Here is a 26,243-nt window from a genome sequence, read left to right as displayed (position 1 = left end):
CCGCGGCCCAGTGCAGCTGGTCCACGCCGTGCCGGTCGCGCAGCCTGCCGCCGAGCCGGCCCGCCGCCTCGGCGCGCTCGCGCGACGCCTGGGACCAGTGCGCGATCGCGGCCCGGTCGCCGTACCGGCCGAGGACGGGGTCGTTCCAGCTCAGCGAGGCGACCTCGAAGAGGACGGGCGGGCCCTCGATGATCGGCCCGCCGTCCTCCATGCCCGCCTCGCCGGCGAGCCAGACGTGCCGCAGCAGCCCGATCCACGCCTGCCCGCACGTGTCCCAGTGCCGCAGGTCGCGTCCCGCCGCCGGGCCCACCTCACACCACCGCCGACGGTGGTTTGGGACGGACCACAAGGAATTGCAGAGAATTACCTTCTCGCCCGCCGCGTCGGCGGCAGTTGTTCACCGTCAGAGCGTCCCGGCCGCACCCCCGGGGCCGGTCCGCGAAAGCGCCGTTCATCACTCTCGCCCCACTGCCGCTCGGGGCGCGGCCACAATCGCAGGTTCGGGCCGGTGCGCCGAACCGCCGCGGCCGTCGCGGCTCGCTTTCAGTATCCGACAGAGAACTCCAAAAAGGTAGATTTCCCTCGCCATCGGGTCGGGGGAATCTTTACGCCCCGTGCTGACCCGGCCGTATCGGACGACCCGTCCAACGAAGCCCCCGCGGCTCGCGGTGCAGGACGACGTAGCCGTCCCGGGAGAACACCGTCCGGTAACCGGACCGCGCGAGCAGGGCGAGCCGCCGCCGCTGCTCGTCCACCGAGGTGAACGGGAACTGCGCGTGGGCGTCGTCCCCCACGACCCAGTCGGCCCAGCGCGGCGTCCGGTCCCAGAGCAGCACGCGGGCACGGCCGGACAGGGCGGGGCCGGTGCGGTTGACCGCCTCCACCTCCACTCCGGACGGCACCTGGGCGACGGCCGCGGCGGCGGCCCGGGCGCGCGCGCCGCGCACGTAGAGCGAGCCGTCCGCGAGCGAGCGGAAGGCGAACGCCGGGACGGTGACGAGCGTCCCGGCCAGCATCCCGGCGGTCAGCCACACCCCGGAATGCTCCAGCAGCGGGCCGAGGCGAACGCGTCGGGAAAGGCGGGTGCGCGGAAGGAGCCGCTGGAGGCGGGTCGCGCCGTCCACCGCCGCCAGGACGAGCGCCGCGACGAGAAAGGCGTTGTAGTGGTAGTGCGGTGCCCACCAGTTCTCGAACTTCCCGGACAGCATCCGTTCGAGCAGCGGCGGGACGACCACGAGCGTCAGCGGTGACAGCAGCGGCAACGCCAGGAACGGCAGGACGAGCAGCGCCATCGTCCCGAGCTTCTCCGGCGGTGTGCCGAGCGCCGCCACCGCGTCCCATGGATGCGTCACGACGTGCAGGGCCGCGCTCCTCATGTCCGGGCCGAACTGGCCGTACGCGAAGTAGTAGTCCTCGTCCCCGCCGAACGCCGGGATCACAGCACGCGACACGACGGCCGTGGTCGCCAGCCCGAGGACGACCAGCGCCGTGCCCAGCGGGCGGTCCCCGCGCAGCAGCCACCGCCGGTCGAGGCGGCGTCTCGGCCGCGACACCAGCAGGAAGAGGCCGAATCCGGTGACGAGGAGGCCGGTGTCCTCCTTGACCAGCAGCAACAGCACGGCCGCGAGCACCGCCCGGCCGCGCCGGCCCGCATCGAACCGCTCTATCGCGGCGGCCGTCAGCAGCGGGGCGAACGCGACCTCGTGAAAGTCGAACCGCAGCGCCTCGGCGATCGGCCACGACAGCGCGTACGCGAGCGACGCGCACAGCGCGGCGGCGGGGCCGAGGCGGCGGCGCGTGAACCGCCAGATCGGCACGACGGCCAGCGCGAACAGCACGGCCTGCGCGACCAGCGGCGTCGCCGGGCCGTCGTGCAGCCGGTAGAACGGAGCGATCAGCGCGAGGATCGGCGAGAAGTGGTCGCCGAGGATCGGGAAGTCCGGCCCGAACCCGTTGTGCACGCCCTTCACCGGCGCGATCGGTGGCCGCAGGCGGCTGTAGGAGCGCAGCGCCTGGTCGAAGATGACCAGGTCGTAGGTGCTCGCCCGGAACGTGTGCAGGCGCAGCAGCGCGTAAAGCGAGTAGACCGCCGCCGTGACGGCGGCGAGCAGGGCCGGGGCCGCCGCGACACCGGTCCGCAGCCGCGGCCGAGCGCCTCCCCCATCGCGCGGGCCGACGCTCTCGGCGACCTCCGACCGAGAGCACCCCGCATCCGTGCCGTCACCTGCCGTCACCGGATCAGCCACGCGCCGGACGCTACCAGCCACGGCTCGCCCGGCCGGGCCATCTCCGGCTTCCGGTCCGGCTCGGCCCGGCCGTCCTCGGAGCGAAAGCCCACGGACCGGAGCAACCCGGACGGCACGCCCATCGGCGCGACACGCTGTGACGATTTCACGGTCCGGAGCGTCCCGGGCCTTTACCGTAACCGTGATACCCGGCCGATCTGGAGAGCCTCGTGACCCCGGACTGCACGATCAGCGTTCTGCACGACGTCCTGCGCGTGTACGACCAGAGCTTCCTGGACCTCGACCGGGAGGAGCGGGACCGGATCATGGCGGACACCCGGCGGGTCCTCGGCGAGTCCGGCCTGAGCGACGAGGCGCGGGCCGGGCTGCCCGTCGCATACCGGATGCGCGCGTTCTGCGTCCAGCGCGGCCTGCACGACGAACTGGAGCGGCTGATCCGGGACGAGGCGGCGGGCCTCTCCAGCGGCGCGGTCGTCGTCGGCGGACGCGTCTACGCGGTGTACCCCTACCTGCGCGGCGTCCCCCGGCAGGACGCCGACATCACCGCCGAGGTGGGCGTCGACCACCGGCTGGACACGGCGGGCTGGAAGAACGGCCGCGTGCGCATCGCGGGCAGGGCCGCCGTCGAACGCGTCGAGACGCACCGGACCGCCGTGGAGGTCCTGCTGCGCGACCGGGAGGCGGAGGCGGAGCACCGGCTCACCATCGAACCCAGCGGCGACGGCGGCGACGGCGGTTTCGTGGCGATCGCCGATCCGGCCGTCCTCGGGACCGGACGCTGGGACGTGCACGTCGTGGCGACCGCGCTCGGCGTCACCCGGGAGGCGCGGTTCGGCGGCGTCCGCGGGGCCGGGTTCAAGGTGGACGAGACGCCACGGGCCGTCCCGGGCCACGATCTGGAGGCGGCCCTGCACCTGACCGGGAGCGGCGGCCACCTGGCCCTGCTGGTCCGGGCGGCGACGAGGCCCGCGCCGCTGCGCACCAGGATCCGCCGCCGCCTCATCCGCTGACCCGGGAGAACGGAAAGGCGGGCGCCGAAGCGCCCGCCTTCCGCATGCCCGGGAATTGCGCGTGCCCGGGAACGATGTCAGTCGTTCAGCCAGCTCATCATCGGACGCAGCTTGGCGCCGGTCTCCTCGATCGGGTGCGCGGCGAGGTTCTTGCGGTACTCGGCGAACTTCGCCTGGCCCGACTCGAACTCGTTGATCAGTTCCTTGGCGTACTCGCCGGACTGGATCTCGCCGAGGATCGCCTGCATGGCCTTCTTGGTCTCCGGCGTGATCACGCGCGGGCCGCGGGTGAGGCCGCCGTACTCGGCGTTGTCGGAGACCGACCAGTACATCTTGGAGACGCCGCCCTCGTACATGAGGTCGACGATCAGCTTGAGCTCGTGCAGCACCTCGAAGTAGGCGACCTCGGGCTGGTAGCCCGCCTCGGTCAGCACCTCGAAACCGGTCTTGACCAGCTCGGACGCGCCGCCGCAGAGCACGGCCTGCTCGCCGAACAGGTCGGTCTCGGTCTCCTCGGTGAAGGTGGTCCGGATGCCGCCGGCGCGCAGGCCGCCGATGCCCTTGGCGTAGGCGAGCGCGAGGTCCCAGGCCTTGCCCGAGGCGTCCTTCTCGACCGCGACGATCACCGGGACGCCGCGGCCGGCGGTGAACTGGCGGCGGACCAGGTGGCCCGGGCCCTTCGGCGCGACCATGGCGACGTCCACGCCCTCCGGCGGGTCGACCAGGCCGTAGCGGATCGAGAAGCCGTGGCCGAAGAACAGCGCGTCGCCCTCGACCAGCGCGGGCTTGATGTCGTTCTCGAAGATCTCGCGGTGGTGGTGGTCCGGCGCGAGCAGCATGATCAGGTCGGCCTCCTCGGCCGCCTCGCGCGGGGTGAGCACGCGCAGGCCCTCGGCCTCGGCCTTCTCCCGGCTGGCCGAGCCCTCGCGCAGGCCGACGCGGACGTCGACGCCGGAGTCGCGCAGCGACAGCGCGTGGGCGTGCCCCTGGCTGCCGTATCCGATGACGGCGACGTGCCGGTCCTGGATGACGCTCAGGTCGGCGGCGTCGTCGTAGAACATCTCAGCCACTTCTATGTGCCTTTCGTTGTGCGGAGCGGATCGCCCTGGCCGGACGCAGCCGGGCGGTGCCGAACAGGAGTTGCCGGACAGTCGCCGAACGGGGTCGCCGAACGGAGCCGCCCGAACGGGTCGCGCGGTGGTCGTCAGGCGGAGCGCTCGATCGCGCGCAGCGAGCGGTCGGTGATGGAGCGCGCGCCGCGGCCGACGGCCACCAGGCCGGACTGGACGAGCTCCTTGATGCCGAACGGCTCCAGCACGCGGATGAACGCGTCCAGCTTCTCGCGGTTGCCGGTCGCCTCGATGGTGACGGCGTCGGGCGCGACGTCCACGACCTTGGCGCGGAACAGCGACACCGTCTCCAGGACCTGCGAGCGGGTCTCGGCGTCGGCGCGGACCTTGACCAGGACCAGCTCGCGCTGGACCGACTGGCCCGGGTCCAGCTCGACGATCTTGAGCACGTTGATCAGCTTGTTGAGCTGCTTGGTGACCTGTTCGAGCGGCAGGCTCTCGACGTTCACCACGATCGTCATGCGGGAGATGTCGGGGTGCTCGGTCGTGCCGACCGCGAGCGACTCGATGTTGAAGCCGCGCCGCGAGAACAGGGCCGCGACCCGCGCCAGGATGCCCGGCGTGTTCTCCACCAGCACCGAGAGGGTGTGTTGGCTCATCGGGGTCAGTCTCCGTTCTCCCAGTCGGGAGCCATGTCCCGGGCGATCTTGATGTCGTCGTTGGTGGTCCCGGCGGCGACCATCGGCCAGACCATGGCGTCCTGGTGCACGACGAAGTCGATGACGACCGGGACGTCGTTGATCTCCATGGCCTTGGCGATCACCGCGTCCACGTCCTCGGGACGCTCGCAGCGCAGCCCGATGCAACCGTACGCCTCGGCGAGCTTCACGAAGTCGGGGATGCGCTTGGAGTGCAGGTTCGTGTTGCTGTAGCGGCCGTCGTAGAAGAGCGTCTGCCACTGCCGGACCATGCCGAGGTTGCCGTTGTTGATGACCGCGACCTTGATCGGGATGCCCTCGATCGCGCAGGTGGCGAGCTCCTGGTTGGTCATCTGGAAGCAGCCGTCGCCGTCGATGGACCAGACCGCCGAGTCGGGCCGGCCGACCTTGGCGCCCATCGCGGCCGGGACCGAGAAGCCCATCGTGCCCGCGCCGCCCGAGTTCAGGAACGCGCCCGGACGCTCGTACTTGATGAACTGCGCGGCCCACATCTGGTGCTGGCCGACGCCCGCGACGTAGTAGGCGTCCGGCCCGGCCATCTGGCCGATCCGCTCGATGACGTACTGCGGCGACAGGCCGCCGTCCTCGGGCAGGTCGTAGCCGAGCGGGTAGGTCGTGCGCCACGCCTCCAGCTGCCGCCACCAGGCGGTGTAGTCGCCGCGCCGGCCGGCGTCGTGCTCGGCCTGGACCGCGACCACCAGGTCCGCGATCACCTCGCGGGCGTCGCCGACGATCGGGACGTCGGCGTGCCGGTTCTTGGAGATCTCGGCCGGGTCGATGTCGGCGTGCACGACCTTGGCGCCCGGCGCGAAGTCGTCCAGCTTGCCGGTGACCCGGTCGTCGAACCGGGCGCCCAGCGCGACCAGCAGGTCCGACCGCTGCAGCGCGCCGACCGCGCCGACGCTGCCGTGCATGCCCGGCATGCCCATGTGCAGCGGGTGGCTGTCGGGCAGCGCGCCCTTCGCCATCAGGGTGGTGACGACCGGCGCGCCGGTCAGCTCGGCGAGCACCTTCAGCTCGGCGGCCGCGTTCGCCTTCAGCACGCCGCCCCCGACGTACAGGACGGGCCGCTCAGCCTCGACGATCAGCTTGGCCGCCTCGCGGACCTGCTTGGAGTGCGGGCGGGTGACCGGCCGGTACCCGGGCAGCCGCATCTGGACGGGCCACTCGAACCCGAACGTGGCCTGCAGGGCGTCCTTGGCGATGTCGACCAGGACCGGGCCGGGCCGTCCGGTGGAGGCGATGTGGAACGCCTCGACGATCGTCCGGGCGATGTCCTCGGGCTGGGTGACCAGGAAGTTGTGCTTGGTGATCGGCATCGTGATGCCGGAGATGTCGGCCTCCTGGAAGCCGTCGGTCCCGATCAGCGAGGTGGCCACCTGACCGGTGATCGCCACCATCGGGGTCGAGTCCATGTAGGCGTCGGAGATGGGCGTCACCAGGTTCGTGGCGCCGGGGCCGCTGGTGGCCATGCACACCCCGACCCTCCCGGTCACCGCCGCGTAGCCCTGCGCCGCGTGCCCCGCCCCCTGCTCGTGCCGGACCAGGATGTGCCGGATCTTGCGGGAGTCGAAGAGCGGGTCGTAGGCCGGGAGGATCGCGCCGCCCGGGATGCCGAACACGGTGTCGACGCCGACGTTCTCCAGGGCGCGGACCAGCGCCTGGGCTCCCGTCATCTGTTCGGTCGTCATGGTTCCGATTCCTTGGGGACAGGCCCGCGTCCAGCGGTCGCGGGTGCGCTTCGGGTGCACTCGGCCAACAAAAAACCCCCGCCCGCCCGGATGGCGGTCGAGGGAAGCGCGCAGGTGGGAGTGCTTGATCAGCCTGCGCGCCGACCAAGTACTACGAGAATGATGGAGAAGCTCTGCACGGTGACCACTCTGGCCGACGTTCCACCCGCCGGTCAAATCCTTGGACACTTTATCTCACCATATGAGATGCGGGTGGATCGGCAGGTGGCCGCCGAGACGTCGGCTGAGTGTCGGGGACCGGCCGTCGCGGCGCTTGCCGGACGGCCGTCAGGTGGTGAGCGCGGAGCCTTCCAGCGGCAGGTCGATCGCGCCCGGAGTGCCCCGCAGATTGGTGCGGACGAGCGACTCGACCCGTCCGGCGGCCATCGGACGCGCCACCAGGAAGCCCTGCCCGCGCGGGCAGTCCATCTCGCGCAGCAGCTCCAGCTGCTCGGGCCGCTCGATGCCCTCGGCCACCACGGTGAGACCGAGGTCACGGCCGAGCCGGACGATCGTCCGGGTGAGCAGGGTGAGCGTCTCGTCCCGGCCGAGCCCGGCCACGAACGACGGGTCGATCTTGATGATGTCCACCGGGAGCTGCCCCAGGTAGGCCAGCGAGGCGTACCCGGTGCCGAAGTCGTCGATCGCGAGCCGGACGCCCAGGTCGCGCAGGCGCGACAGCCGCTCCACGTTGTGCCCGCCGTCCTCGACGAGCACCTCCTCGCGGACCTCCAGGGTCAGCGCGTGCGGCGGCAGGCCGGTCTGCTCCAGCGCCGCCGCGACCGACTCCACGAACCGGGGAGCGGCGATCTGCCGGGCGGTGAAGTTCACCGACAGGCCGATGTCCCAGGAGTCCGCGCGCCAGCGCGCCACCTCCCGGCACGCCTCGTGCAGCACCCAGTCGCCGAGCGGGATCATCAGGCCGGACTCCTCGGCCGGGCCGATGAACTCCTCCGGCGGGACCGGCTCGCTCCCCCGCCACCAGCGGACCAGCGCCTCCACCCCGGTCACCCGGGACGTGCCGAGCTCCACGACCGGCTGGAACTCGACCGCGAACTCCTCCTCGGCGAGCGCCCGCTGCAGGTCGCTGCCGAGTTCGAGCCGGCGTACCGCGTCGGCGTGCATGTGCGGCGCGAACACCTCGACGCGTCCGCCGCCGAGCTCCTTGGCCCGCGCCATCGCCAGGTCGCCGTTGCGGATCAGGTCGGCCGCGCTGCGCCGCGCCGCCGCCGCGCCGCCCGCCTCGTCCCGGCGCGCTCCGGGCCGGGCGTCCGGGCCGTCCAGCGGGTCGGAGTCGCCAGTGAACGCGATGCCCACGCTCGCGGTGAGCGCGATGTTCTTGCTGCCCACCCGGTACGGCTCGGTCGACAGGACGCGCAGCAGCCGCTCGGCGAGCTCGACCGCCACCTGCGAGTCGCTGCCCGGGAGCTGCAGCATGACGGCGAACTCGTCGCCGCCCCAGCGCGCCACCGTGTCGTCGGCCTGGACGGTGCCGCGCAGCCGCCGCGCCGCCTGCGCCAGGACCTGGTCGCCCGCGGCGTGCCCGGCCGAGTCGTTGATGTCGGTGAAGCCGTCCAGGTCGACGAAGACGACCGCGACGGTGCCCTTGCCGCCCGGCTCGCCGTCCTCGCCGCGCCGCGCGGCGGGATGCTCCAGCCGGGACAGCACCTCGCGGGTGCGCTCCTCGAAGTACGCGCGGTTCGGCAGGCCGGTCAGGCCGTCGTGGAAGGTCAGGTGCGCGACCTGGCGCTGCAGCGCGGCCTGCTCGGACAGGTCGCGGGTGGTGACCAGCAGCCGTCCGGGCGCGCCGCCCGCGCCGCTGTAGCGCGACACGGTCGACTCGGTCGGCAGCCAGGTGCCGTCCGCGGCCCGGACCCGGCACGCCACCCGCAGCGACCGGCCGGGGAACCGCCCGGCCAGCAGCGGCGGCGGACCGTCGTCCAGGTCGTCGTCCGCCTCCACGTCGGGAAGCAGGTCGGAGGCCGGGTCGGGCAGCGCCGCCGTCGCGGCGTCGCCGTCCCCGGCGAGGAACGAGGCGAACACCTCGCGGACGCGCGGCAGGTCCTCCGGGTGGATGATCTCGCCGAGCGGACGGCCCAGCAGCTCGGCCGCCTCGTAGCGGTAGGTGCGCAGCGCACCCGCACTCGCGTACTGGACGACCGCGTCCAGGTCGCAGATCAGCACCGCGTCGTTGATGCTCTCCGACAGCGCGCGGAAGTGGTCCTCGCCGGTCTCTACCGCGCGGCGCAGCGCGTCGTTCTCGCGCAGCAGCCCCGCCAGCCGGACGAGCAGGACGAGCGTGGCCGTCCCCGCGACGATCGGCACCACCGGGTCGATCCCGGACCGCCCGGTCAGCGAGTGGCCGGTGACGAACAGCGCGGCGAGCGCCGCGACGGCGGCGGTGGCGAGCCCCGGGCCGATCATCCGGCCGCGCCGGGGACGGGCCGGGACCGCGGCCGGGTCGCCCGGCAGCCACGGCACCAGGACGAGCAGCAGCAGCCCGGCCAGCCGCAGGATGTCGGCCGGGTCGTCGGCGGGGGCGCCGCCGCGCAGCCGGACGACCGTGGTCACGACGTCCGCGCCCGCGAACGCCGTCAGCGCGCCGTACGCCAGCCACGCCGGCCGCCGGTCACCGCGCGACGTGCCCAGCACGAACGGCAGCGATCCGCAGACCAGGATCGTTCCGAGCAGCGGATACAGCAGTTCGAGGAGGAACTCGCCCGGCGACTCGCCGGACCGGTGGAACAGCGTCCCGAACAGCGACACCCAGCCGAGCACGAACAGCCCGGCGACGCAGACGTAGGTGTCGGCGGCGTACCGCGTCCACAGCCGCGCCGAACGCGGCGGCCTGATCGGCAGGACCAGGCCCGTGACCAGCGCGAACATCGCCACCAGGTAGAACGGGTCGGTGACCGAGAGCGCGAGCGTCCCGCCGCCGTGCAGCATCGCCGACAGGGTGCGGCTGAGCGCGCCGATCCCCCAGGCGGCGGCCGCGATCCCGAACCACCGCCAGGACGCCTGCGCGGGCACGGGCTCGGGCACGTCGGCGGGTTCGGGCACGTCGGGAGGCTCGTCGTCCTCCGGCAGGCCCGTGTCCGCGGGGACGGGCCGGACGCGGCGCAGCGCCAGCGGCAGCAGGCACGTCGCGGCGGCGGCAGCGGCGGCCGTCTCGGCCCAGCCGAGATAGGCGGGGCCGCCCCAGCCGAGCAGCGAGCCCACGGCGTAGAGCACGCCGATGACCGCGACCATGCCGACCGGAACCGCCCAGGGCGGCAGCCGTCTGGCCCTCTCGCCGCTCATCGCGCCGTGTCCCTCCTGCCCCTCGGGACCTCTCGGTCCCCGGCGCGCTCTGCCGCGCACCCGTTGCGTCGTCCCCCCGGTCACCCGCCGGTCGCAGGGTCAACGCCCGATGCCGGGTGGATCGTGCCCCGTGACGCGGTCGGCCGTGGGGGCGGCGGCGGGAGCGTTCCGGCTGCGCCGGCGGTGGGACAGCGACGTTGCTGCATGGCGGGATCACCGTGATGCTCAATGTACGTTCCGTAGGTCACGGAGCGATTGAGGCTGGGCGTCCTCCCGGCGACAAAGCCGGGCCCGACCGCCGGTCCCGCCGCGTGTTCGCCGAGATCACCGGATCTTCGCGCGACACGCCGGAGGTCACGCTGCGTAGTGGCCGCCGGGACACCGGACGGGGGTGGTTGGAGGGCGGTCCGGCCGGGGATTGAATGAACCTATGCGCACCATCGGCTCGTCCGGGGCGGGCGCGCGGCTGCTCGCCGCCGCCCTCGGGACCGTCCTGCTCGGCGGGTGCGGTTCCATCAGCCCCACCCGCACGGCGCAGACCCCGCCGCCCGTCTCGCCCGCCCCCGACTCCCCGCCCCCGGGCTCGGCCGTCCCGGGCGAGCCGCGCGACCTGGTGACCGGACTGTCCGTCCCGTGGGCCATCGCGTTCCTGCCGAACCGCGACGCCCTGGTCACCGAACGCGACACCGCCCACCTGCTCCGTGTCACCCCGGACGGCGAGAAGACCGACCTCGGCCGGATTCCGGGGGTCGAGGCGTCCGGTGAGGGCGGTCTGCTCGGTGTCGCGGTCTCGCCGTCCTTCGACCGCGACCACCGCGTCTACCTGTACTTCACGTCCGCCACCGACAACCGCCTGGCGCGCCTCACCCTGGACGGCGACAGGCTCGGCGCGCCGCAGCCGCTGCTGACCGGCGCGCCCAAGGGCCAGAACCACCACGGCGGGCGCATCGCCTTCGGCCCTGACGGCATGCTCTACATCGGCACCGGCGAGACGTACCGCACCGAGCTCGCGCAGGACCGCGACTCGCTCGGCGGCAAGATCCTGCGCGTCACACCCGACGGCAAGCCCGCTCCCGGCAACCCGTTCGGCTCACCCGTCTGGACCATGGGCCACCGCAACGTCCAGGGCCTGGCCTGGGACGACGCGAACCGCATGTACGCCACCGAGTTCGGCCAGGACCGCTTCGACGAGATCAACCTCATCCAGAAGGGCCGGAACTACGGCTGGCCCAAGGTCGAGGGCTTCGGCAAGGACTCCCGCTTCACCAACCCCCTCCTGACCTGGCCGACGTCCGAGGCGTCCCCGTCCGGCCTCGCCTACGCCCGCGGCTCGCTCTGGGCCGCCGCCCTCCGCGGCACCCGCCTCTGGCAGATCCCCCTGGACAACGGCAAGGTCAGCACGCCGATCGCCTACTTCAACGGCGCCTACGGCCGCCTCCGCGCCGTCGTCCGCGCCCCCGACGGCAACCTCTGGGTCTCCACCAGCAACCGCGACGGCCGAGGCGACCCCAAGAAGAACGACGACCGAATCCTCCTCATCCCCCTCCACTGACCCGCCCGGTGGAGACGGCGACGGCCGCCGGCCCTGGGTGGGGCGGCGGCCGTCGGAGGTGGGTCAGGACTGGTCGAGCTTCTTGAGGAGGAGCTCGCGGGCGCGGGCGGCGTCGGCCTGGCCCCGGCTGGCCTTCATGACCGCGCCGACCAGGGCGCCGACGGCGGCGACCTTGCCGGAGCGGACCTTGTCGGCGGCGTCGGCGTTGGCGGCGATCACCTCGTCGATGATCGACTCCAGCGCGCCGTCGTCGGACACGACCTTGAGGCCGCGCGCGGCGACGACCTCGTCGGGCGTGCCCTCACCGGCGAGGACGCCCTCGAAGACCTTGCGGGCGAGCTTGTCGTTGAGCTCCTTGGCGGCGACCATCGCCTGGACGCGGGCGACCTGCTCCGGCGTGATCGGCAGGTCGGCGAGCTCGACGGACTGCTCGGTCGCGCGGCGGGACAGCTCGTTCATCCACCACTTGCGGGCGGACGCGGCGTCCGCGCCGGCCTTGACGGTGTCCTCGATCAGGACGAGCGCGCCGGCGTTGACGACGTCGCGCAGCTCCAGGTCGGTGAGGCCCCACTCGGCCTGGACGCGGCGGCGGTGCGCGGCGGGCAGCTCGGGCAGCGTCGCGCGCAGCTCCTCGACCCACTCGCGCGGCGGCGCCATCGGGATGAGGTCGGGCTCCGGGAAGTACCGGTAGTCCTGCGCCTCCTCCTTGGAGCGGCCGCTGGTGGTGGTGCCGGTCGCCTCCTGGAAGTGCCGGGTCTCCTGGGTGATCCGGCCGCCGGCGGCGAGCACGCCCGCCTGCCGCTCGATCTCGGACCGGACGGACCGCTCAACCGACCGGAGCGAGTTGACGTTCTTGGTCTCGGTGCGGGTGCCCCACTCGGACGCGCCGCGCGGCATGAGGGACACGTTGACGTCGCAGCGCATCGAGCCCTGCTCCATCTTCACGTCCGAGACGCCGAGCGAGCGGACCAGGTCGCGCAGCTCGGTGGCGTACGCGCGGGCCACCAGCGGCGCCTTGTCGCCGGTCGCGGTGATCGGCTTGGTGACGATCTCGACCAGCGGGATGCCCGCGCGGTTGTAGTCCACCAGGGAGTGGTCGGCGCCGTGGATGCGCCCGGTCTCGCCGCCGACGTGCAGCGACTTGCCGGTGTCCTCCTCCATGTGGACGCGCTCGATCTCGATCCGGTACGTCTCGCCGTCGACCTCGACGTCCAGGTGGCCGTCGACGCACAGCGGCTCGTCGTACTGGGAGATCTGGTAGTTCTTCGGCATGTCCGGATAGAAGTAGTTCTTCCGGGCGAACCGGCACCACTCTACGATGTCGCAGTTCAGCGCCAGGCCGATCTTGATGATGCCCTCGATCGCGGCCTTGTTGGTCACCGGCAGCGAGCCCGGCAGGCCGAGGCAGACCGGGCAGACCTGGGTGTTCGGCTCGGCGCCGAACTCGGTGCGGCAGCCGCAGAACATCTTGGACGCGGTGCCCAGCTCGATGTGGGTCTCGATGCCCAGCACCGGCTCGAAGCGCGCCAGCGCCTCGTCGTACTTCATCGGCGTCTCCACGCTCACTCGCCCGCCTCCAGCTTCGGGGCCTTCGCCAGCAGCGGGCCGCCCCAGCGGTCTTCCAGGGCCTTCTCCAGGGCCGCGCCCACCCGGTAGACGCGGTCGTCGGCCAGCACCGGCGCCATGATCTGCAGGCCGACCGGCAGGCCGTCCTCGTCGGCCAGGCCGCACGGCACCGAGATCGCCGGGTTGCCCGACAGGTTGGCCGGGATGGTGCACAGGTCGGCCAGGTACATCGCCATCGGGTCGTCGGCGCGCTCGCCGATCGGGAAGGCGGTGGTCGGGGTGGTCGGCGAGATCAGCACGTCCACCTGCTCGAACGCGGCCTCGAAGTCGCGCATGATCAGGGTGCGGACCTGCTGGGCCTTGCCGTAGTAGGCGTCGTAGTAGCCCGACGACAGGGCGTAGGTGCCGAGCATGATGCGCCGCTTGACCTCGGCGCCGAAGCCCTCGGCGCGGGTCAGCGCCATGACCTCCTCGGCGCTGCGCACACCGTCGTCGCCGACGCGCAGGCCGAACCGCATCGCGTCGAAGCGGGCCAGGTTGGACGAGCACTCCGACGGCGCGATCAGGTAGTAGGCGGGCATCGCGTAGGTGAAGTGCGGGCACGACACCTCGACGACCTTGGCGCCCATCGACTCCAGCAGCTCGACGGTCTCGTCGAAGCGGTTCAGCACGCCCCGCTGGTAGCCCTCGCCGGCGAACTCCTTGACGACGCCGACGCGCAGGCCGTTGACGTCGGCGCGGCGGGCCGCGTCCACGACCGGCGGGACGGGCGCGTCGATCGAGGTGGAGTCCATCGGGTCGTGGCCGGAGAACGCGGCCTGCATGAGCGCGGCGTCCAGCACGCTGCGGGCGAACGGGCCCGGGGTGTCCAGCGACGACGCGAACGCGATCATGCCGTACCGGGACGCGCCGCCGTAGGTCGGCTTCATGCCGACCAGGCCGGTGACCGCGGCGGGCTGGCGGATCGAGCCGCCGGTGTCGGTGCCGGTGGACAGCGGGGCCTCGTAGGCCGCGACCGCCGCCGACGACCCGCCGGACGAGCCGCCGGGGATGCGGGTGAGGTCCCACGGGTTGCGGGACGGCCCGAACGCGCTGTTCTCGGTGGACGACCCCATGGCGAACTCGTCCATGTTGGTCTTGCCGAGGATGACCATCCCGGCGGCGCGCAGCCGCGCGGTCACGGTCGCGTCGTAGGGCGGCCGCCAGCCTTCCAGGATCCTGGACCCGGCGGTGGTCGGCATGTCCTTGGTGGTGAAGACGTCCTTGTGCGCGACGGGCACGCCCGCCAGCGGACCCAGCTCCTCGCCCGCGGCGCGGCGCTCGTCCACCGCCCGCGCCTGCGCGAGCACGGCCTCGCGGTCGACGTGCAGGAACGCGTGGACCTGGTCGTCCACGGCCTCGATCCGGTCCAGGTGGGCGGCGGCGACCTCCGCGGCGGAGGTCTCGCCGGAGGCGATCAGCCCGCCGAGCTCGGCGGCGCCCTTCCCGATCAGCTCGCTCACGCTCACGCCTCCTCGTCCAGGATCCGCGGTACCCGGAAGCGCTGCTCCTCGGCCGCCGGGGCGCCGGCGAGCGCCTGCTCCGGGGTCAGCGAGGGCCGGTTCTCGTCGGCCCGGTAGACGTTGGTCAGCGGCAGCGCGTGCGAGGTCGGCGGGATGTCCTCCGCCGCGACCTCCTGGACCCGCGCGACCGCGGAGATGATCTGGTCGAGCTGGGCGGCGAGATGGTCGAGCTCGTCCTCGCCGAGCGCCAGCCGGGACAGCCGGGCGAGGTGCGCGACCTCGGCTCGGGTGATCGCGGACATGTGCGGACTCGTTCCTACGGGTTGACTGGATTCCCCCTCATCCTATGGGTCCCGGTCGTCTGGCCCGACTCGTTTACCCAGCATGATCGGCCGCGCCCGCGGCTCCCCGCCCCGGCACGCCCGCCGCGCCCGCCGGCGGGTGGAACGGCCGGTTTCCGTTTCAACCGCGTCCTCGGGGAACGGACAGGGAGCAACTTCGGCAACGGAAGGAGATCGCGGTGACCATCGGCGGCAGTATCGCCCTGATCATCATCGGCGCCATCCTGTCCTACGCGGTCGACTACCAGTTCAGTGGTGTGGACATCCGCGTGGTCGGCATCATCCTCATGCTCGGCGGGCTGCTGGGGCTGGTCATCGGCATCGTCCGCATCGTCAGCGCGCGGCGCCGTCCGGTCGCGCCGCCCCCCGCCGTCCGCGAGGAGCGCTACTACGAGGACCCGGAACTGCGCCGTCGCTACTGACCCCTCGGCCGCACGGACCGACGCCCCGTCCGCACGTGTCGGTCCCTCGTCCGCACGTGCTGGCCGCTCGTCCGCACGTGCCGGCCCTCGTCCGCACGACCCCGGATCGACCGGCGCGCCGCCGCTACGGCGTCCCGCCCGCCGGCCCGGGGCGTCCGGCCGTGAGCCGGATCACTGGCGGCCCACCGGCGCCGGGCGGCCGTCGAGAGGCGCGTCGCCCTCGCCGGCCGCCCCGGCGGCGTGGGCGCCCTGGCGCAGGTAGGCGGTGGCCCGGACGGCGTCCATCGGGCGGGCGAAGTGCCAGCCCTGGGCGGCGTCGCAGCCCATCTCGCGCAGCAGCGCGGCGGTCTGCGCGTCCTCGACGCCCTCGGCGACCGAGCGCAGGCCGAGCGTGCCGACCAGCTCCACCACCGAGCGGACGATGACCGCGTCGTCCGGGGAGCCGGTGAGCCGGCGCACGAACGAGGAGTCGATCTTGACCTCCTCGATCGGCAGCCGCTTCAGCCGGACCAGCGACGAGTACCCGGTGCCGAAGTCGTCCAGGCTGAGCGCGACGCCGAGGTCGGTGAGGGCCGCGACGGTGCCCGAGGCGGCCGCGGGCTCGCCGGTCAGCACCCGTTCGGTGATCTCCAGCTGGAGCGCGGCGGCGGGCAGGTCGCGCGCGACCAGGCCCTCGGCGATGGTCTCGGCGAGGTTGGCGTCCAGCAGGTCGCGGCCGGAGACGTTCACCGAGATCTGGACGGTCAGCCCCTCCCACCACCACGCCTCGGCCTGCGCGAGCGCCATGTCGACGACCTCGTGCGTGATCGCGCGCATGAGGTAGGTCTGCGCGGCGACCGGCAGGAACTCCTCGGGGGTGAGCACGCCGCGCTCGGGGTGCCGCCAGCGCAGCAGCGCCTCCATGCCGACCAGCCGGCCGTCCCGCAGCGCGATCTTGGGCTGGTAGCGCAGCTCCAGCTCGCCCCGGTCGAGCGCGCGGCGCAGGTCGCCGAGCAGGCCGAGCCGGGCGGGCGAGTTGCGGTCGCGGTCGGGCGAGTAGACCTCCACGCCGGTGCGGCTGCCCTTGGCGTGGTACATCGCGACGTCGGCGCGCTGGAGCAGCAGCTCGAAGTCGGGCGCGTGGTCGGGGTACAGCGCGATGCCGACGCTGCCCTCCAGGTCGAACGACACCCCGTCCAGGCGCACGGGTTCGCTGAGCGCGGCGCGCAGCCGGGCGGCGACCTCGCGCGCGGCGGCCTCGTCCCGGACGGTCGGCAGCAGCACCGCGAACTCGTCGCCGCCGAGACGGGCGACCAGGTCGCCGGGGCGGACGCTGTGCGTCAGCCGGTGCGCGACCAGTTGCAGGAGCCGGTCGCCGGTGGGGTGCCCGAGGGTGTCGTTGACCTCTTTGAACCGGTCGAGGTCGAGCAGGAACAGCCCGACCCGGCGGGCCGTCTCGTCGCCGCCGCGGCGCAGCAGCGCGCCGCCCGCCGGCCCGCGCGCGGCCCGGGCGGCCCCGGCGGCACGGCCCGGCGGCCGGCCGAGCTGGGCGATCGCGCTCTCGGTGCGGGTGATGAGCAGCTTGCGGTTCGGCAGCCCGGTGAGCCCGTCGTGCAGGGCCTGGTGCTCCCGCCGCACCGACACCGAGGCGTTCAGGTACACCGCGATGAACGGCAGCACGATCAGCGGGACGAACGCGGCCGACCGGTCCATGGCGATGACCATCAGCGGCGCGAGGCCGAGCAGCGCCAGGTGGACGAGGACCTGGTACGGCAGGTCCCAGCGGACCGCGCGGACGAGGGAGATCCGCTCGTGCAGCGCGATGGCCGACCCGACGAGGGTGAGGTTGGTGACGAAGTAGGCGGCCCCGACGAGCGCGATGGCGGGCAGGTCGCGGCCGCCCGGCACCCACAGGGCGGTGGGCGAGGGGTGGATCCCGAAGGCGCGGAGCACCAGCGCGGACGCGCCCAGGCTGAGGATGTACTGGGCGGCGTTGAAGGCGATCCGGTGCGGGCTGCGGCCGCGGAAGATCCCGCAGGTGATCGCGGCGGTGGCCTGGAGCGTCGCGGCGACCGGCAGCCCCGCGTACAGCAGGGCCGCGATGGAGAAGGTGGTCGAGGTGGTCGCGCCGCTGGTCTCGGTGAGGCCGGGGGCGATGATCGGGCGCAGCTCGCCCACCACGATGAAGGCGCCGAGGAGCCAGAAGACGGGGTTGCCGACCAGGGCGTCCAGGTCGGCGCGGGCGAGCCCGGCGAGCGCCGCCGCGCCCGCGGCGGCGCCCAGCCCGATGCTGACGGCGAAGAAGATCCACAGCGGGGAGCCCCGGCGCGGCGAGGTGTTCCGCGTGCTGTTCGGGTCCTTCATCACTTCCTCGGGGGTCCGGGAGGTCATCCCCTGGCGGTGCGGCGGAAAAGGGACCCGGGAGCCGGAGGATCGGCCCCGGAGTCCGCCGTGATAGGTGGGAGAGTACGGCTTGCGGTCAACTTCGCGGAACCGGATGGGTACGTACCGTTATGCCCTCCCCGCCGGGCCATGCTACCAGTAGGTAGTCGAAAAGTACCCTTAAGTAACTACCCGCTGGTCACCACTGACGATGTCACCGCAGGTCAGTCCTCGGTGCGTTCGGTTACGGCCTTGGCCGCATCCGGCCCGTCGGCGAGCAGGACGCCGAATCCGTCCTCTTCCAGCACGGGAACGCCGAGTTTGACGGCTTTGTCGTACTTGGACCCGGGGCTGTCCCCCACGACGACGAAGTCGGTCTTCTTCGACACCGAGCCGGAGACCTTGCCGCCGAGCCGCTCCACCGCCTCCTTCGCCGAGTCGCGGCTGTAGCGCTCCAGCGAACCGGTGATCACCACGGTCACGCCGTCCAGCGGGCGCGGGCCCTCGTCCGCGCCCTCGTCGGCCATCCGCACCCCGGCGGCGCGCCACTTCTCGACGATCTCGCGGTGCCAGTCGACGGCGAACCAGTCCTTGATGGACGCGGCGATCGTCGGCCCGACGCCGTCCACCTCGGCGAGCTCCTCCTCGGTGGCGTTCGCGATGGCGTCCATCGAGCGCAGGGCGCGGGCGAGGTCCTGGGCGGCGCGGGGGCCGACGTGCCGGATCGACAGGGCGACCAGCACCCGCCACAGCGGCTGCCGCTTCGCCTTCTCCAGCGACTCGAAGAGCAGCTCGACGGTCTTCTTCGGCTCGCCGTCGAGGTTGGCGAAGAACGTGACGACCTTGTCCTCGCCGGTCTTGGGGTCGACCTTCGGGGTGCCGGTCTCCTGGTCGAGCACCATGCTGCGGATCGGCAGCAGCTGCTCGACGGTCAGGTGGAACAGGTCGCCCTCGTTGGTGACCGGCGGGTCCTTCGGCTCCAGGGGCTGGGTGAGCGCGGTCGCCGCCACGTAGCCGAGCGCGTCGATGTCGAGCGCCTTGCGGCTGGCCAGGTAGTACACGCGCTCACGCAGCTGAGCGGGGCAGTACCGGGCGTTCGGGCAGCGGATGTCGGCGTCGCCCTCCTTCTCGTACGCCAGCTCGGTGCCGCAGTCGGGGCAGTGCGTCGGCATCTCGAACTCGCGCTCCGAGCCGTCGCGCAGGCCGGTGACCGGCGCGACGATCTCCGGGATCACGTCGCCCGCCTTGCGCAGCACGACGGTGTCGCCGATCAGCACGCCCTTGCGCTTGACCTCGCCCGCGTTGTGCAGGGTGGCGCGCTCGACGGTGGACCCGGCGACCTTCACCGGCTCCATCACGCCGTAGGGGGTGACCCGCCCGGTGCGCCCGACGCCGACCTTGATGTCGAGCAGCTTGGTGTTGACCTCCTGCGGCGGGTACTTCCAGGCGATCGCCCAGCGCGGCGCGCGCGAGGTGGAGCCGAGCCGCCGCTGCAGGGTGAACTGGTCGACCTTCACCACCACGCCGTCGATCTCGTACGCCGGGTCGTGCCGGTGCTCGCCGTAGTGGGAGATGTACTCGCGGACCTCGTCGAGCGTCTCGAAGACCCGGTAGCGGTCGCTGGTGGGCAGCCCCCACGACTTCATCGTCTCGTACGTCCCGGCCTGGGACGTCGGCCGCTCGCCGCCCTCCCACGCGCCGAACCCGTGCACGAGCATGCTCAGCGGACGGGACGCGGTGACCCGCGGGTCCTTCTGGCGGAGCGAGCCGGCGGCGGCGTTGCGCGGGTTGGCGAACGGCTCCTTGCCCTGCTCGACCTGGACCTCGTTGACCTTCTCGAAGCCCTCGACCGGCAGGAAGACCTCGCCCCGGACCTCCAGCACCTCGGGCCAGCCCTCGCCGGCGAGCCGGTCCGGGACGGCGTCGATCGTGCGGACGTTGAGCGTGATGTCCTCACCGGTGCGGCCGTCGCCGCGGGTGGCGGCGCGCTCCAGCACGCCGTTGCGGTAGGTCAGCGCGACCGCCAGGCCGTCGATCTTGAGCTCGCACAGGTAGGACGCCCGGCCCTCGCCGACCTCCTTGACGACCCGGTCGTTCCACTCCAGCAGCTCGTCCGCGTTCATCGCGTTGTCGAGGCTCTGCATGGGCTCCAGGTGCGCCACCGTCGCGAAGTCGGTGACGAAGGGGCTGCCGACCCGCTGGGTGGGCGAGTCGGGCGTGACCAGCTCGGGGTGGTCGGCCTCGAGGGTCTGGAGCTCGCGCATCTTCGCGTCGTACTGCGCGTCGGTCAGCGTCGGCTGGTCGAGCACGTAGTACCGGTAGTTGGCGTCGTCGATCTCCTGGCTCAGCCGCGCGTGCGTGTGCCGCGCGTCCGCCGGAACCCCGCCTTCCGAAACACCGTCGCTCAAGGTCATGCCCCTATTCTTGCGCGCCCCACCGACATTTCCGGGGCCCGGGGCGGGGTGTCGCGCCCGGTCCGGACGGCGGCGCCCGGACCGCCTACCCGTCGGCCTCGTGGAGCATACGCGCCGTTTCCCGGCACCGGGCCAGCGCCGCGCGCACGTAGCGGGGGGACGCACCGGCCATGCCGCAGGCGGGCGTCACGACGACCTGGTCGCCGAGCGTCGCGGCCGGGAAACCGAGCCTGCGCCACAGCTCCCGGACGGGCTCGGCGGTCTTCGCGAGCGGTGGCAGCGGCGCGTCCGTGCCCGGGACGACGCCGAGGAACAGGGCCACGCCGGCGTCGATGGCCTCGCCCACCGCGTCGTCGTCCCGCCCGGGGACGCGCCGCAGGTCGACCGAGATGCCCTTGGCCCCGGCCCCGCGCAGCAGCCCGAACGGCACGTCCGAGGCGCAGCAGTGGACGAGCGGGAAGACGTCGCCCGCGGCCTCGAAGACCTCCCGCAGGCCCTGCTCGGCGACCGGGCCCTCGACCGGGCGCAGGGTCGACAGGCCGCTGGCGGTCCGGACGCGTCCGGCGAGGACGGCGGGCAGGCTCGGCTCGTCGAGCTGGAGCAGGATCTCGGCGCCCGGGACGGCGCGGCGGACGTCCGCGACGTGCCGCGCGACGCCCTCGGCCAGGGAGGAGGTGAGGTCGCGGACGGCGCCGGGGTCGCGCAGCGCGCGCTGGCCGTTCGGCAGCTCGATCGCGGCGGCCAGCGTCCACGGCCCGCAGACCTGGATCTTGAACGGCCCGGCGTACCCCTCGGCCACCTCCTCCAGGACGTCCAGGTCGTGCCGGAGGTGGTCGGCGGCGCGCCGGTTGTCGCGGCCGGGCCGGTCGCCGAAGCGCCAGCCGGACGGCTCGACCCGCACGGGCAGCTCGACGAGCATCCCGGCGGTGCGGCCGATCATGTCGGCGCCGGGGCCGCGCGCGGGCAGCTCGGGCAGGTGCGGCAGCTGCGCCACCTCGCCGAACACGATCCGCAGGGCCTCGGCCGGGTCGCCGCCCGGGTGGGAGCCGACGCCGGTCGCACTGCCGGACATCCATGGAAACGCCATGTCACGGCAGCTTAACGGGCTTACCGGGCGCTTGACCGCACCCCACTGGCGTGAAACCGTCACGGCAATTTCGAAACACCCCTTTTGTCGCACTCGGATCCCCGCCGCAGGACGAAGGGAACCCCCGGTGAGCAGACCCACCCCCCGACGGCTGCTGACTCCGCTGACGATCCTCCTGTCCGCCTGCCTGGTGCTGGCGGGGCTGACCGCCCCGGCCCGGGCCCACATCGAACGCCCCTCCTACTGGCCCGACCCGAAGCCGGACTGCTCGGTCAGCCCCTGCGCGGGCGGGAAGGTTCCGGCCGCGCGGTCCCTGGCCTCCGCGCTCCAGCCGGGCAGCCGGACGCACGTGGTGTGCCAGTCCGACTCGCTGAAACGCCTGCGCGCGTCCATCGACAAGGCCCTGCGCGTGGGGTACCACATCCGCCCGCACGACCACAGGAAGCTCGGCAGGGCGGAGGCGGACGCCCTGTGGAAGACCAACAAGGCGCTGTTCGCGCGCTGCTCGTTCCGCGAGATCCAGCCGGCGGTCACGGCGTCCGGCAACAACGACCGCGTGGTCGTGCTGCCGGGGGTGTACACCGAGCCGACGGCCCGCAAGGCGCTCTCCCACGACCCGGCCTGCGAGCAGTACGAACTGCTGTCCGGGGCGTACTCCTACCTGGGTGAGTACCGGTGCCAGAACGACGCCAATCTCATCGCCGTCATGGGCCGGACGCCCGGTTCCGCGAAGGACCCCGACCCGCCGCTGGTGGACCGGCACGGAATCCCCAACCTCGGGTCCTGCGTCCGGTGCAACCTGCAACTGGAGGGGTCGGGCGTCAGCGCCGACGACGTCGTCGTGGACGCCGGACGCGTCGCCTCCGGCAACGGCGGCCCGCGCGGCTCCGCCAAGGACGTCGGCCTCCGCGTCGACCGCGCCGACGGGTTCGTCCTGCGGAACGTGAACGTCCGCCATGCGAACGAACACGGGATCTACGTCCTGGAGACGGACGGCTACCTGCTCGACCGGTTCAAGGCGTTCTACTCGGGCGAGTACGGCGTCCTGACGTTCGTGGAGGACCACGGTCTCGTGCAGAACTGCGAGGCCGCCGGAAGCGGTGACTCCGGCCTCTACCCGGGCGCGGGGGCCAAGACCTCAGCCGGACGCGACACCAAGTGGTACCCGGCGTTCCGGTACAGCCAGGAGATCCGCTACTGCGACTCGCACCACAACACGAGCGGCTACTCGGGGACGAACGGTTCGGCCACCCACGTCGACCACAACAACTTCTACGAGAACGCCCTCGGCTTCACCACGGACGTGTTCACGGCGGCGGGCCACCCCGGCTTCCCGCAGCAGGGCGACCTGGTCGAGGCCAACAACTTCTACTCCAACAACTTCAACCCGTACCTGCCCGGCTCGGACGTCTCGCCGTCCGTCCCGGTGCCTGTGGGGACGGGCCTGTGGATCGCGGGCGGCAACGACAACGTCGTCCGCGAGAACCACTTCTACGACAACTGGCGGCGCGGGCCGATGCTGTTCTCGTCCCCGGACGCGGCGGTGTGCGGCGACCGCAAGGACATTCCCGGCTGCAACCCGCTCACGGTCTCCACGTCCTACCGCAACAGGTTCTACGGCAACGTCATGGGCGTCTCCCCCACCAAGGCCGTCGCCCCGAACGGCGTGGACTTCTGGTGGGACGCCTTCCCCGGCAACACCCAGAACTGCTGGTGGGGCAACACCGCGGCACCCGGCAAGAAGGTCACCTCGTCCCCGGCGAACCTTCCCGACTGCCTCGGCGGACGCGCGCCCTGGCTCAGCGTCGGATTCGGCAACCTGGGCAACGAGGCCGAACTGCTCACCTGCATCACCCAGGACAAGCGCGTGCCCGGCGGCCCGTGCCCCTGGTACACCACCCCGTCCAAGCCGGGCGGCACGAAGACGGTCGCGCCCGGCAGGACCGCCGCGGCCAACGAGAACCACCAGGACGGCAGCCTCTCGCACGTGGACTGCCTGTGGTGGAGGACGGTCTCCCCCGCCCAGCGGCAGCACATGCTGGACGTCATGCGGCAGGTGTTCGGCGCGCGCATCGGCTCCAGCGACCATGCCGCCGCCGGGGCCACGCTGACCGACCAGCAGGCCACGACCGTGTTCGGCAACGCCTGCGCGCCCGCGTACGCGACGGCGTTCAAGCTGTACAAGCTCTACAACCACGCCGCCGCGTTCATGGCCAAGCGGTAGCCCGGGCCCGGACGCCGGGGAGCCTCGTTTCGGCGCGGCTCCCCGGCTCAGGCTGGCTCGGGTCCGCTCAGGTCGGCTCAGGTCAGCTCGGGTCGGGTCAGAAGAGCTTGGTCAGCTCGTCCAGGGTGCGCAGCGTCTCGTCCTCGGGCGCGGTCGGCAGGTTGAAGAGGATCTCGTCCGCCCCGGCCGCCTCCAGCTCGGCGATCACCTCGGCCTTCGGCGGGACCGCGAACAGGGTCACCGGCAGCCGGCGGCCCGCGCGTTCGCGCAGCTCGGCGATCTGGTTCGGGAGGTCCTCGGTGCCGCGGCCGTAGATCGGCATCCAGCCGTCGCCGAACTCGACCACCCGGTCGAACGTCGTCGGGCCGGAGCCGCCCAGCAGGACCGGAGGGTGCGGGTCCTGAACCGGCTTGGGGTAGGAGAACACCGGGTCGAAGTCGACGAACTCGCCGTGGAACTCCGCCTCGTCCTTCGTCCACAGCTCCTTCAGGGCGAGGACGCGTTCGCGCAGCAGCCTCATGCGCGTGCGCGGGTCGGTGCCGTGGTTGCGCATCTCCTCGCGGTTCCAGCCCGCGCCGACGCCCAGGACGGCCCGACCGCCGGACACGTGGTCGAGCGAGGCGACCTCCTTGGCCAGGACGATCGGGTCGCGCTGGACGATGAGGGCGATGCCGGTCGCGACCGTCAGCCGCTCGGTGACGGCCGCCGCCGCGCTCAGCGCCACGAACGGGTCGTACGTCCGGTAGTAGTGGCGCGGCAGCTCCGCACCGCCCGGCCACGGCGTCTCGCGCGCGACCGGGATGTGCGTGTGCTCGGCGAGGAACAGCGAGCCGAACCCGCGCTCCTCCAGGGCCCTTCCGAGCGGGGCGGGGCCGATGCCGTCGTCGGTGACGAACGTCGAGACGCCGAACTTCACAGGCGGGTTCCTCTCACGTGGGGTGATGCCCCCGGGAGCTTACGGAACCGACCTGGTCGCTGCCCAGAGCCCGCGGCGCCGAACCGGCGGAAGGGACGCGGGCGGGTCAGGCGGGGACGCGGCTGGTCTCGGCGATGGTCGCCGAGCCGAGCACCCGGTCGTCCGCATAGAGGACGGCGGCCTGACCTGCGGCGACGCCTCGGGCCGGACGATCCAGGCGGATGCGGACCCCGTCCCCGGACGGCTCGGCGATGCAGTCGTGCACCTCGCCGTGCGCGCGGAGCTGCACCTGGCAGCCGACCGGGCCGGCGGGCGCCTCGCCCAGCCACACCGGACGCTCCGCGGTGATCTCGTGGACGTCCAGCGCCTCGCGCGGCCCGACCGTCACGGTGTTGGTCACCGGGGAGATGTCCAGGACGTAGCGGGGCCGGCCGTCCGGGGCCGGACGGCCCAGCCGCAGCCCCTTGCGCTGCCCGATGGTGTAGGCGTACGCGCCCTCGTGCTCGCCGAGCTCCGCGCCGTCCACGTCCACGATCGGGCCGGGCGCGGCGCCGAGCCGCTCGGCGAGGAAGCCCTTGGTGTCGCCGTCGGCGATGAAGCAGATGTCGTGGCTGTCGGGCTTCTTGGCGATCTGGATGCCGCGCCGCGCGGCCTCCTCGCGGATGTCGGCCTTGGTGGTGTCGCCGAGCGGGAAGATCGCGCGGGACAGCTGCTCGGGGGTGCAGACGGCCAGGACGTAGGACTGGTCCTTGCCGGTGTCGACGGCGCGGCGCAGGGTCGCGCCGTCCCAGCGGGCGTAGTGGCCGGTGCAGACCGCGTCGAAGCCGAGCGCGACGGCCCGGTCCAGCAGCGCCTGGAACTTGATCTTCTCGTTGCAGCGCAGGCACGGGTTGGGCGTGCGGCCCGCCGCGTACTCGCTGACGAAGTCCTCGATCACGTCGTTGCGGAAGCGCTCGGCCAGGTCCCAGACGTAGAACGGGATGCCGATCGCGTCGGCGGCGCGGCGCGCGTCCCGGGAGTCCTCCAGGGTGCAGCAGCCGCGCGCGCCCGTCCGGTAGGACTGGGGGTCGCTGGACAGGGCCATGTGGACGCCGGTGACGTCGTGCCCCATCTCGGCGGCACGGGCGGCGGCCACGGCGGAGTCGACGCCGCCGGACATGGCGGCCAGTACGCGCAGAGTCATAACCACTCCAGCGTAAGGGCCGTCCGCCACTCCTTTTCCAACCCGTCGCGGACGAACCGGTCAGAGGGAAGGCCCGGGCGGGCGGCCGGTCAGGGGAAGGGCCAGGGGTTCGGGCGGCAGCCGTACAGCGACTTGGTCTGCTGCACCATCACCGGGGCGCGGCGGCCGGGGCCGGGGCACTGCTGGTGGCCGTGGCCGAGCGCGTGCCCGACCTCGTGGTTGATCACGTACTCCCGGTAGGCGGCCAGGTCGCCCTGGTACCAGGGGACGCCGGTCCCCCAGCGGCGCGCGTTGATCACCGAGCGGACGCCCTGCCGGCAGGACAGCTCGCCGCCGGTGACCAGCGGCGCGCACAGCCGGTCGGTGAGGGCCGGGCTGGACAGCGCCACGCGGAACGACACCGGCCCGTGGTCGACCCGGACGAACCGCATCTGGCCGCCGTGCCCCCAGCTCCGCGGGTCGTTCAGCACCTTGTGCACCGTCCCGGCGAACTCGGTGACGTCGAACGGCAGGCCGCGTTCCATCTCCACCGCGTACCGGACGGTCGTGCCGCGCGCGCCCGCGGGGGGCCGCACCGTCCCCCTGGCCACGACGTACCGG

The 26,243-nt window shown here is 72.8% G+C and carries 19 protein-coding genes and 1 pseudogene; 4 read left to right on the top strand and 16 right to left on the bottom strand.

Going from position 1 to position 26,243, the window contains the following annotated elements; all coding sequences use genetic code 11:
- The 3 genes and pseudogenes from AB0J52_RS03045 to AB0J52_RS03035 form a co-directional block, all read right to left on the bottom strand.
- Positions 1 to 310: pseudogene (locus tag AB0J52_RS03045) on the bottom strand (hypothetical protein); the annotation flags it as partial.
- A 295-nt stretch (positions 311 to 605) separates the two neighbouring features.
- Positions 606 to 2,246 (bottom strand): DUF2079 domain-containing protein, encoded by a 1,641-nt coding sequence (locus tag AB0J52_RS03040; RefSeq protein WP_500179876.1) that lies wholly within the window; start codon positions 2,244 to 2,246, stop codon positions 606 to 608.
- The gene (locus AB0J52_RS03035; protein WP_500179875.1) at positions 2,231 to 2,395 is read right to left on the bottom strand and encodes a hypothetical protein; all 165 of its coding nucleotides are present in this window, start codon (positions 2,393 to 2,395) and stop codon (positions 2,231 to 2,233) included. Before AB0J52_RS03035 ends, AB0J52_RS03040 begins: the two co-directional genes overlap by 16 nt.
- Positions 2,396 to 2,455: 60 nt before the next feature.
- Here AB0J52_RS03035 and AB0J52_RS03030 point away from each other — a divergent pair, with 60 nt between their 5' ends.
- On the top strand, positions 2,456 to 3,256 hold the full coding sequence (locus AB0J52_RS03030) for a hypothetical protein (protein WP_500179874.1): 801 nt from the start codon (positions 2,456 to 2,458) through the stop codon (positions 3,254 to 3,256).
- 77 nt (positions 3,257 to 3,333) lie between these two features.
- Here AB0J52_RS03030 and ilvC read toward each other — a convergent pair whose 3' ends face one another.
- The 4 genes from ilvC to AB0J52_RS03010 all read right to left on the bottom strand — a co-directional run bounded on the left by ilvC (position 3,334) and on the right by AB0J52_RS03010 (position 10,075).
- Positions 3,334 to 4,317, bottom strand: a complete 984-nt coding sequence (gene ilvC, locus AB0J52_RS03025) for a ketol-acid reductoisomerase (protein WP_500179878.1) — start codon at positions 4,315 to 4,317, stop codon at positions 3,334 to 3,336.
- 143 nt (positions 4,318 to 4,460) lie between these two features.
- Positions 4,461 to 4,985, bottom strand: coding sequence for an acetolactate synthase small subunit (ilvN, locus tag AB0J52_RS03020; protein ID WP_500179873.1), 525 nt, complete (start codon positions 4,983 to 4,985; stop codon positions 4,461 to 4,463).
- Positions 4,986 to 4,990: 5 nt separating this feature from the next.
- Positions 4,991 to 6,736 (bottom strand): acetolactate synthase large subunit, encoded by a 1,746-nt coding sequence (locus AB0J52_RS03015; protein WP_500179872.1) that lies wholly within the window; start codon positions 6,734 to 6,736, stop codon positions 4,991 to 4,993.
- Between the two features lie 327 nt (positions 6,737 to 7,063).
- Positions 7,064 to 10,075: a putative bifunctional diguanylate cyclase/phosphodiesterase gene (locus tag AB0J52_RS03010; protein ID WP_500179871.1), complete on the bottom strand. Its 3,012-nt coding sequence runs from the start codon at positions 10,073 to 10,075 to the stop codon at positions 7,064 to 7,066.
- Between the two features lie 430 nt (positions 10,076 to 10,505).
- On the opposite strand from AB0J52_RS03010, the gene AB0J52_RS03005 reads away from it, so the two are divergent.
- Positions 10,506 to 11,627: a PQQ-dependent sugar dehydrogenase gene (locus tag AB0J52_RS03005; RefSeq protein ID WP_500179870.1), complete on the top strand. Its 1,122-nt coding sequence runs from the start codon at positions 10,506 to 10,508 to the stop codon at positions 11,625 to 11,627.
- Between the two features lie 63 nt (positions 11,628 to 11,690).
- Here the strand turns inward: AB0J52_RS03005 and gatB are convergent, their stop codons facing one another.
- Genes gatB through gatC form a run of 3 tightly spaced genes read right to left on the bottom strand, consistent with a single transcriptional unit; the run spans position 11,691 to position 14,997 of the window.
- Positions 11,691 to 13,175 (bottom strand): Asp-tRNA(Asn)/Glu-tRNA(Gln) amidotransferase subunit GatB, encoded by a 1,485-nt coding sequence (gene gatB / locus AB0J52_RS03000; RefSeq protein ID WP_500179869.1) that lies wholly within the window; start codon positions 13,173 to 13,175, stop codon positions 11,691 to 11,693.
- Positions 13,176 to 13,189: 14 nt separating this feature from the next.
- On the bottom strand, positions 13,190 to 14,701 hold the full coding sequence (gatA, locus tag AB0J52_RS02995; RefSeq protein WP_500179868.1) for an Asp-tRNA(Asn)/Glu-tRNA(Gln) amidotransferase subunit GatA: 1,512 nt from the start codon (positions 14,699 to 14,701) through the stop codon (positions 13,190 to 13,192).
- Positions 14,698 to 14,997 (bottom strand): Asp-tRNA(Asn)/Glu-tRNA(Gln) amidotransferase subunit GatC, encoded by a 300-nt coding sequence (gene gatC, locus AB0J52_RS02990; protein ID WP_117357673.1) that lies wholly within the window; start codon positions 14,995 to 14,997, stop codon positions 14,698 to 14,700. Before gatC ends, gatA begins: the two co-directional genes overlap by 4 nt.
- Positions 14,998 to 15,215: 218 nt before the next feature.
- Between gatC and AB0J52_RS02985 the strand changes: the two genes are divergently transcribed.
- Entirely contained in the window at positions 15,216 to 15,458 is a 243-nt protein-coding gene (locus AB0J52_RS02985; RefSeq protein ID WP_500179867.1) for a DUF6458 family protein, read from the top strand.
- A 171-nt stretch (positions 15,459 to 15,629) separates the two neighbouring features.
- Here AB0J52_RS02985 and AB0J52_RS02980 read toward each other — a convergent pair whose 3' ends face one another.
- The 3 genes from AB0J52_RS02980 to AB0J52_RS02970 form a co-directional block, all read right to left on the bottom strand.
- A complete protein-coding gene (locus AB0J52_RS02980) occupies positions 15,630 to 17,801 on the bottom strand; it encodes a putative bifunctional diguanylate cyclase/phosphodiesterase (RefSeq protein ID WP_500179877.1) in 2,172 nt (723 codons plus the stop codon).
- A gap of 242 nt (positions 17,802 to 18,043) precedes the next feature.
- Positions 18,044 to 20,233, bottom strand: a complete 2,190-nt coding sequence (ligA, locus tag AB0J52_RS02975; RefSeq protein WP_500179866.1) for an NAD-dependent DNA ligase LigA — start codon at positions 20,231 to 20,233, stop codon at positions 18,044 to 18,046.
- 85 nt (positions 20,234 to 20,318) lie between these two features.
- The gene (locus AB0J52_RS02970; protein ID WP_500179865.1) at positions 20,319 to 21,320 is read right to left on the bottom strand and encodes a methionine synthase; all 1,002 of its coding nucleotides are present in this window, start codon (positions 21,318 to 21,320) and stop codon (positions 20,319 to 20,321) included.
- A gap of 127 nt (positions 21,321 to 21,447) precedes the next feature.
- On the opposite strand from AB0J52_RS02970, the gene AB0J52_RS02965 reads away from it, so the two are divergent.
- Positions 21,448 to 23,544, top strand: a complete 2,097-nt coding sequence (locus AB0J52_RS02965; protein WP_500179864.1) for a right-handed parallel beta-helix repeat-containing protein — start codon at positions 21,448 to 21,450, stop codon at positions 23,542 to 23,544.
- Positions 23,545 to 23,641: 97 nt separating this feature from the next.
- Here the strand turns inward: AB0J52_RS02965 and AB0J52_RS02960 are convergent, their stop codons facing one another.
- From AB0J52_RS02960 to AB0J52_RS02950, 3 genes are all read right to left on the bottom strand, one after another.
- Positions 23,642 to 24,460, bottom strand: a complete 819-nt coding sequence (locus tag AB0J52_RS02960; RefSeq protein ID WP_500179863.1) for an LLM class F420-dependent oxidoreductase — start codon at positions 24,458 to 24,460, stop codon at positions 23,642 to 23,644.
- A 106-nt stretch (positions 24,461 to 24,566) separates the two neighbouring features.
- Complete coding sequence (gene mnmA, locus AB0J52_RS02955) at positions 24,567 to 25,643, bottom strand: tRNA 2-thiouridine(34) synthase MnmA (RefSeq protein WP_500179862.1); 1,077 nt, start codon at positions 25,641 to 25,643, stop codon at positions 24,567 to 24,569.
- An 89-nt stretch (positions 25,644 to 25,732) separates the two neighbouring features.
- Positions 25,733 to 26,243: DUF3152 domain-containing protein (locus tag AB0J52_RS02950; RefSeq protein WP_500179861.1), on the bottom strand; the 511-nt coding region annotated here is incomplete at its 5' end.

It is taken from the genome of Spirillospora sp. NPDC049652 (assembly GCF_040675125.1).
GTDB lineage: Bacteria > Actinomycetota > Actinomycetes > Streptosporangiales > Streptosporangiaceae > Spirillospora.
Note: the sequence above shows the minus strand (reverse complement) of the source record. Positions and strands in the feature narration are given on the sequence as shown.

Coding starts and splice junctions, on each gene's coding strand:
- ilvC (WP_500179878.1), bottom strand. CDS start 4,317: ATGTTCTACGACGACGCCGCCGACCTGAGCGTCATCCAGGACCGGCAC.
- ilvN (WP_500179873.1), bottom strand. CDS start 4,985: ATGAGCCAACACACCCTCTCGGTGCTGGTGGAGAACACGCCGGGCATC.
- AB0J52_RS03015 (WP_500179872.1), bottom strand. CDS start 6,736: ATGACGACCGAACAGATGACGGGAGCCCAGGCGCTGGTCCGCGCCCTG.
- AB0J52_RS03010 (WP_500179871.1), bottom strand. CDS start 10,075: ATGAGCGGCGAGAGGGCCAGACGGCTGCCGCCCTGGGCGGTTCCGGTC.
- AB0J52_RS03005 (WP_500179870.1), top strand. CDS start 10,506: ATGCGCACCATCGGCTCGTCCGGGGCGGGCGCGCGGCTGCTCGCCGCC.
- gatB (WP_500179869.1), bottom strand. CDS start 13,175: ATGAAGTACGACGAGGCGCTGGCGCGCTTCGAGCCGGTGCTGGGCATC.
- gatC (WP_117357673.1), bottom strand. CDS start 14,997: ATGTCCGCGATCACCCGAGCCGAGGTCGCGCACCTCGCCCGGCTGTCC.
- AB0J52_RS02980 (WP_500179877.1), bottom strand. CDS start 17,801: ATGAAGGACCCGAACAGCACGCGGAACACCTCGCCGCGCCGGGGCTCC.
- ligA (WP_500179866.1), bottom strand. CDS start 20,233: ATGACCTTGAGCGACGGTGTTTCGGAAGGCGGGGTTCCGGCGGACGCG.
- AB0J52_RS02970 (WP_500179865.1), bottom strand. CDS start 21,320: ATGGCGTTTCCATGGATGTCCGGCAGTGCGACCGGCGTCGGCTCCCAC.
- mnmA (WP_500179862.1), bottom strand. CDS start 25,643: ATGACTCTGCGCGTACTGGCCGCCATGTCCGGCGGCGTCGACTCCGCC.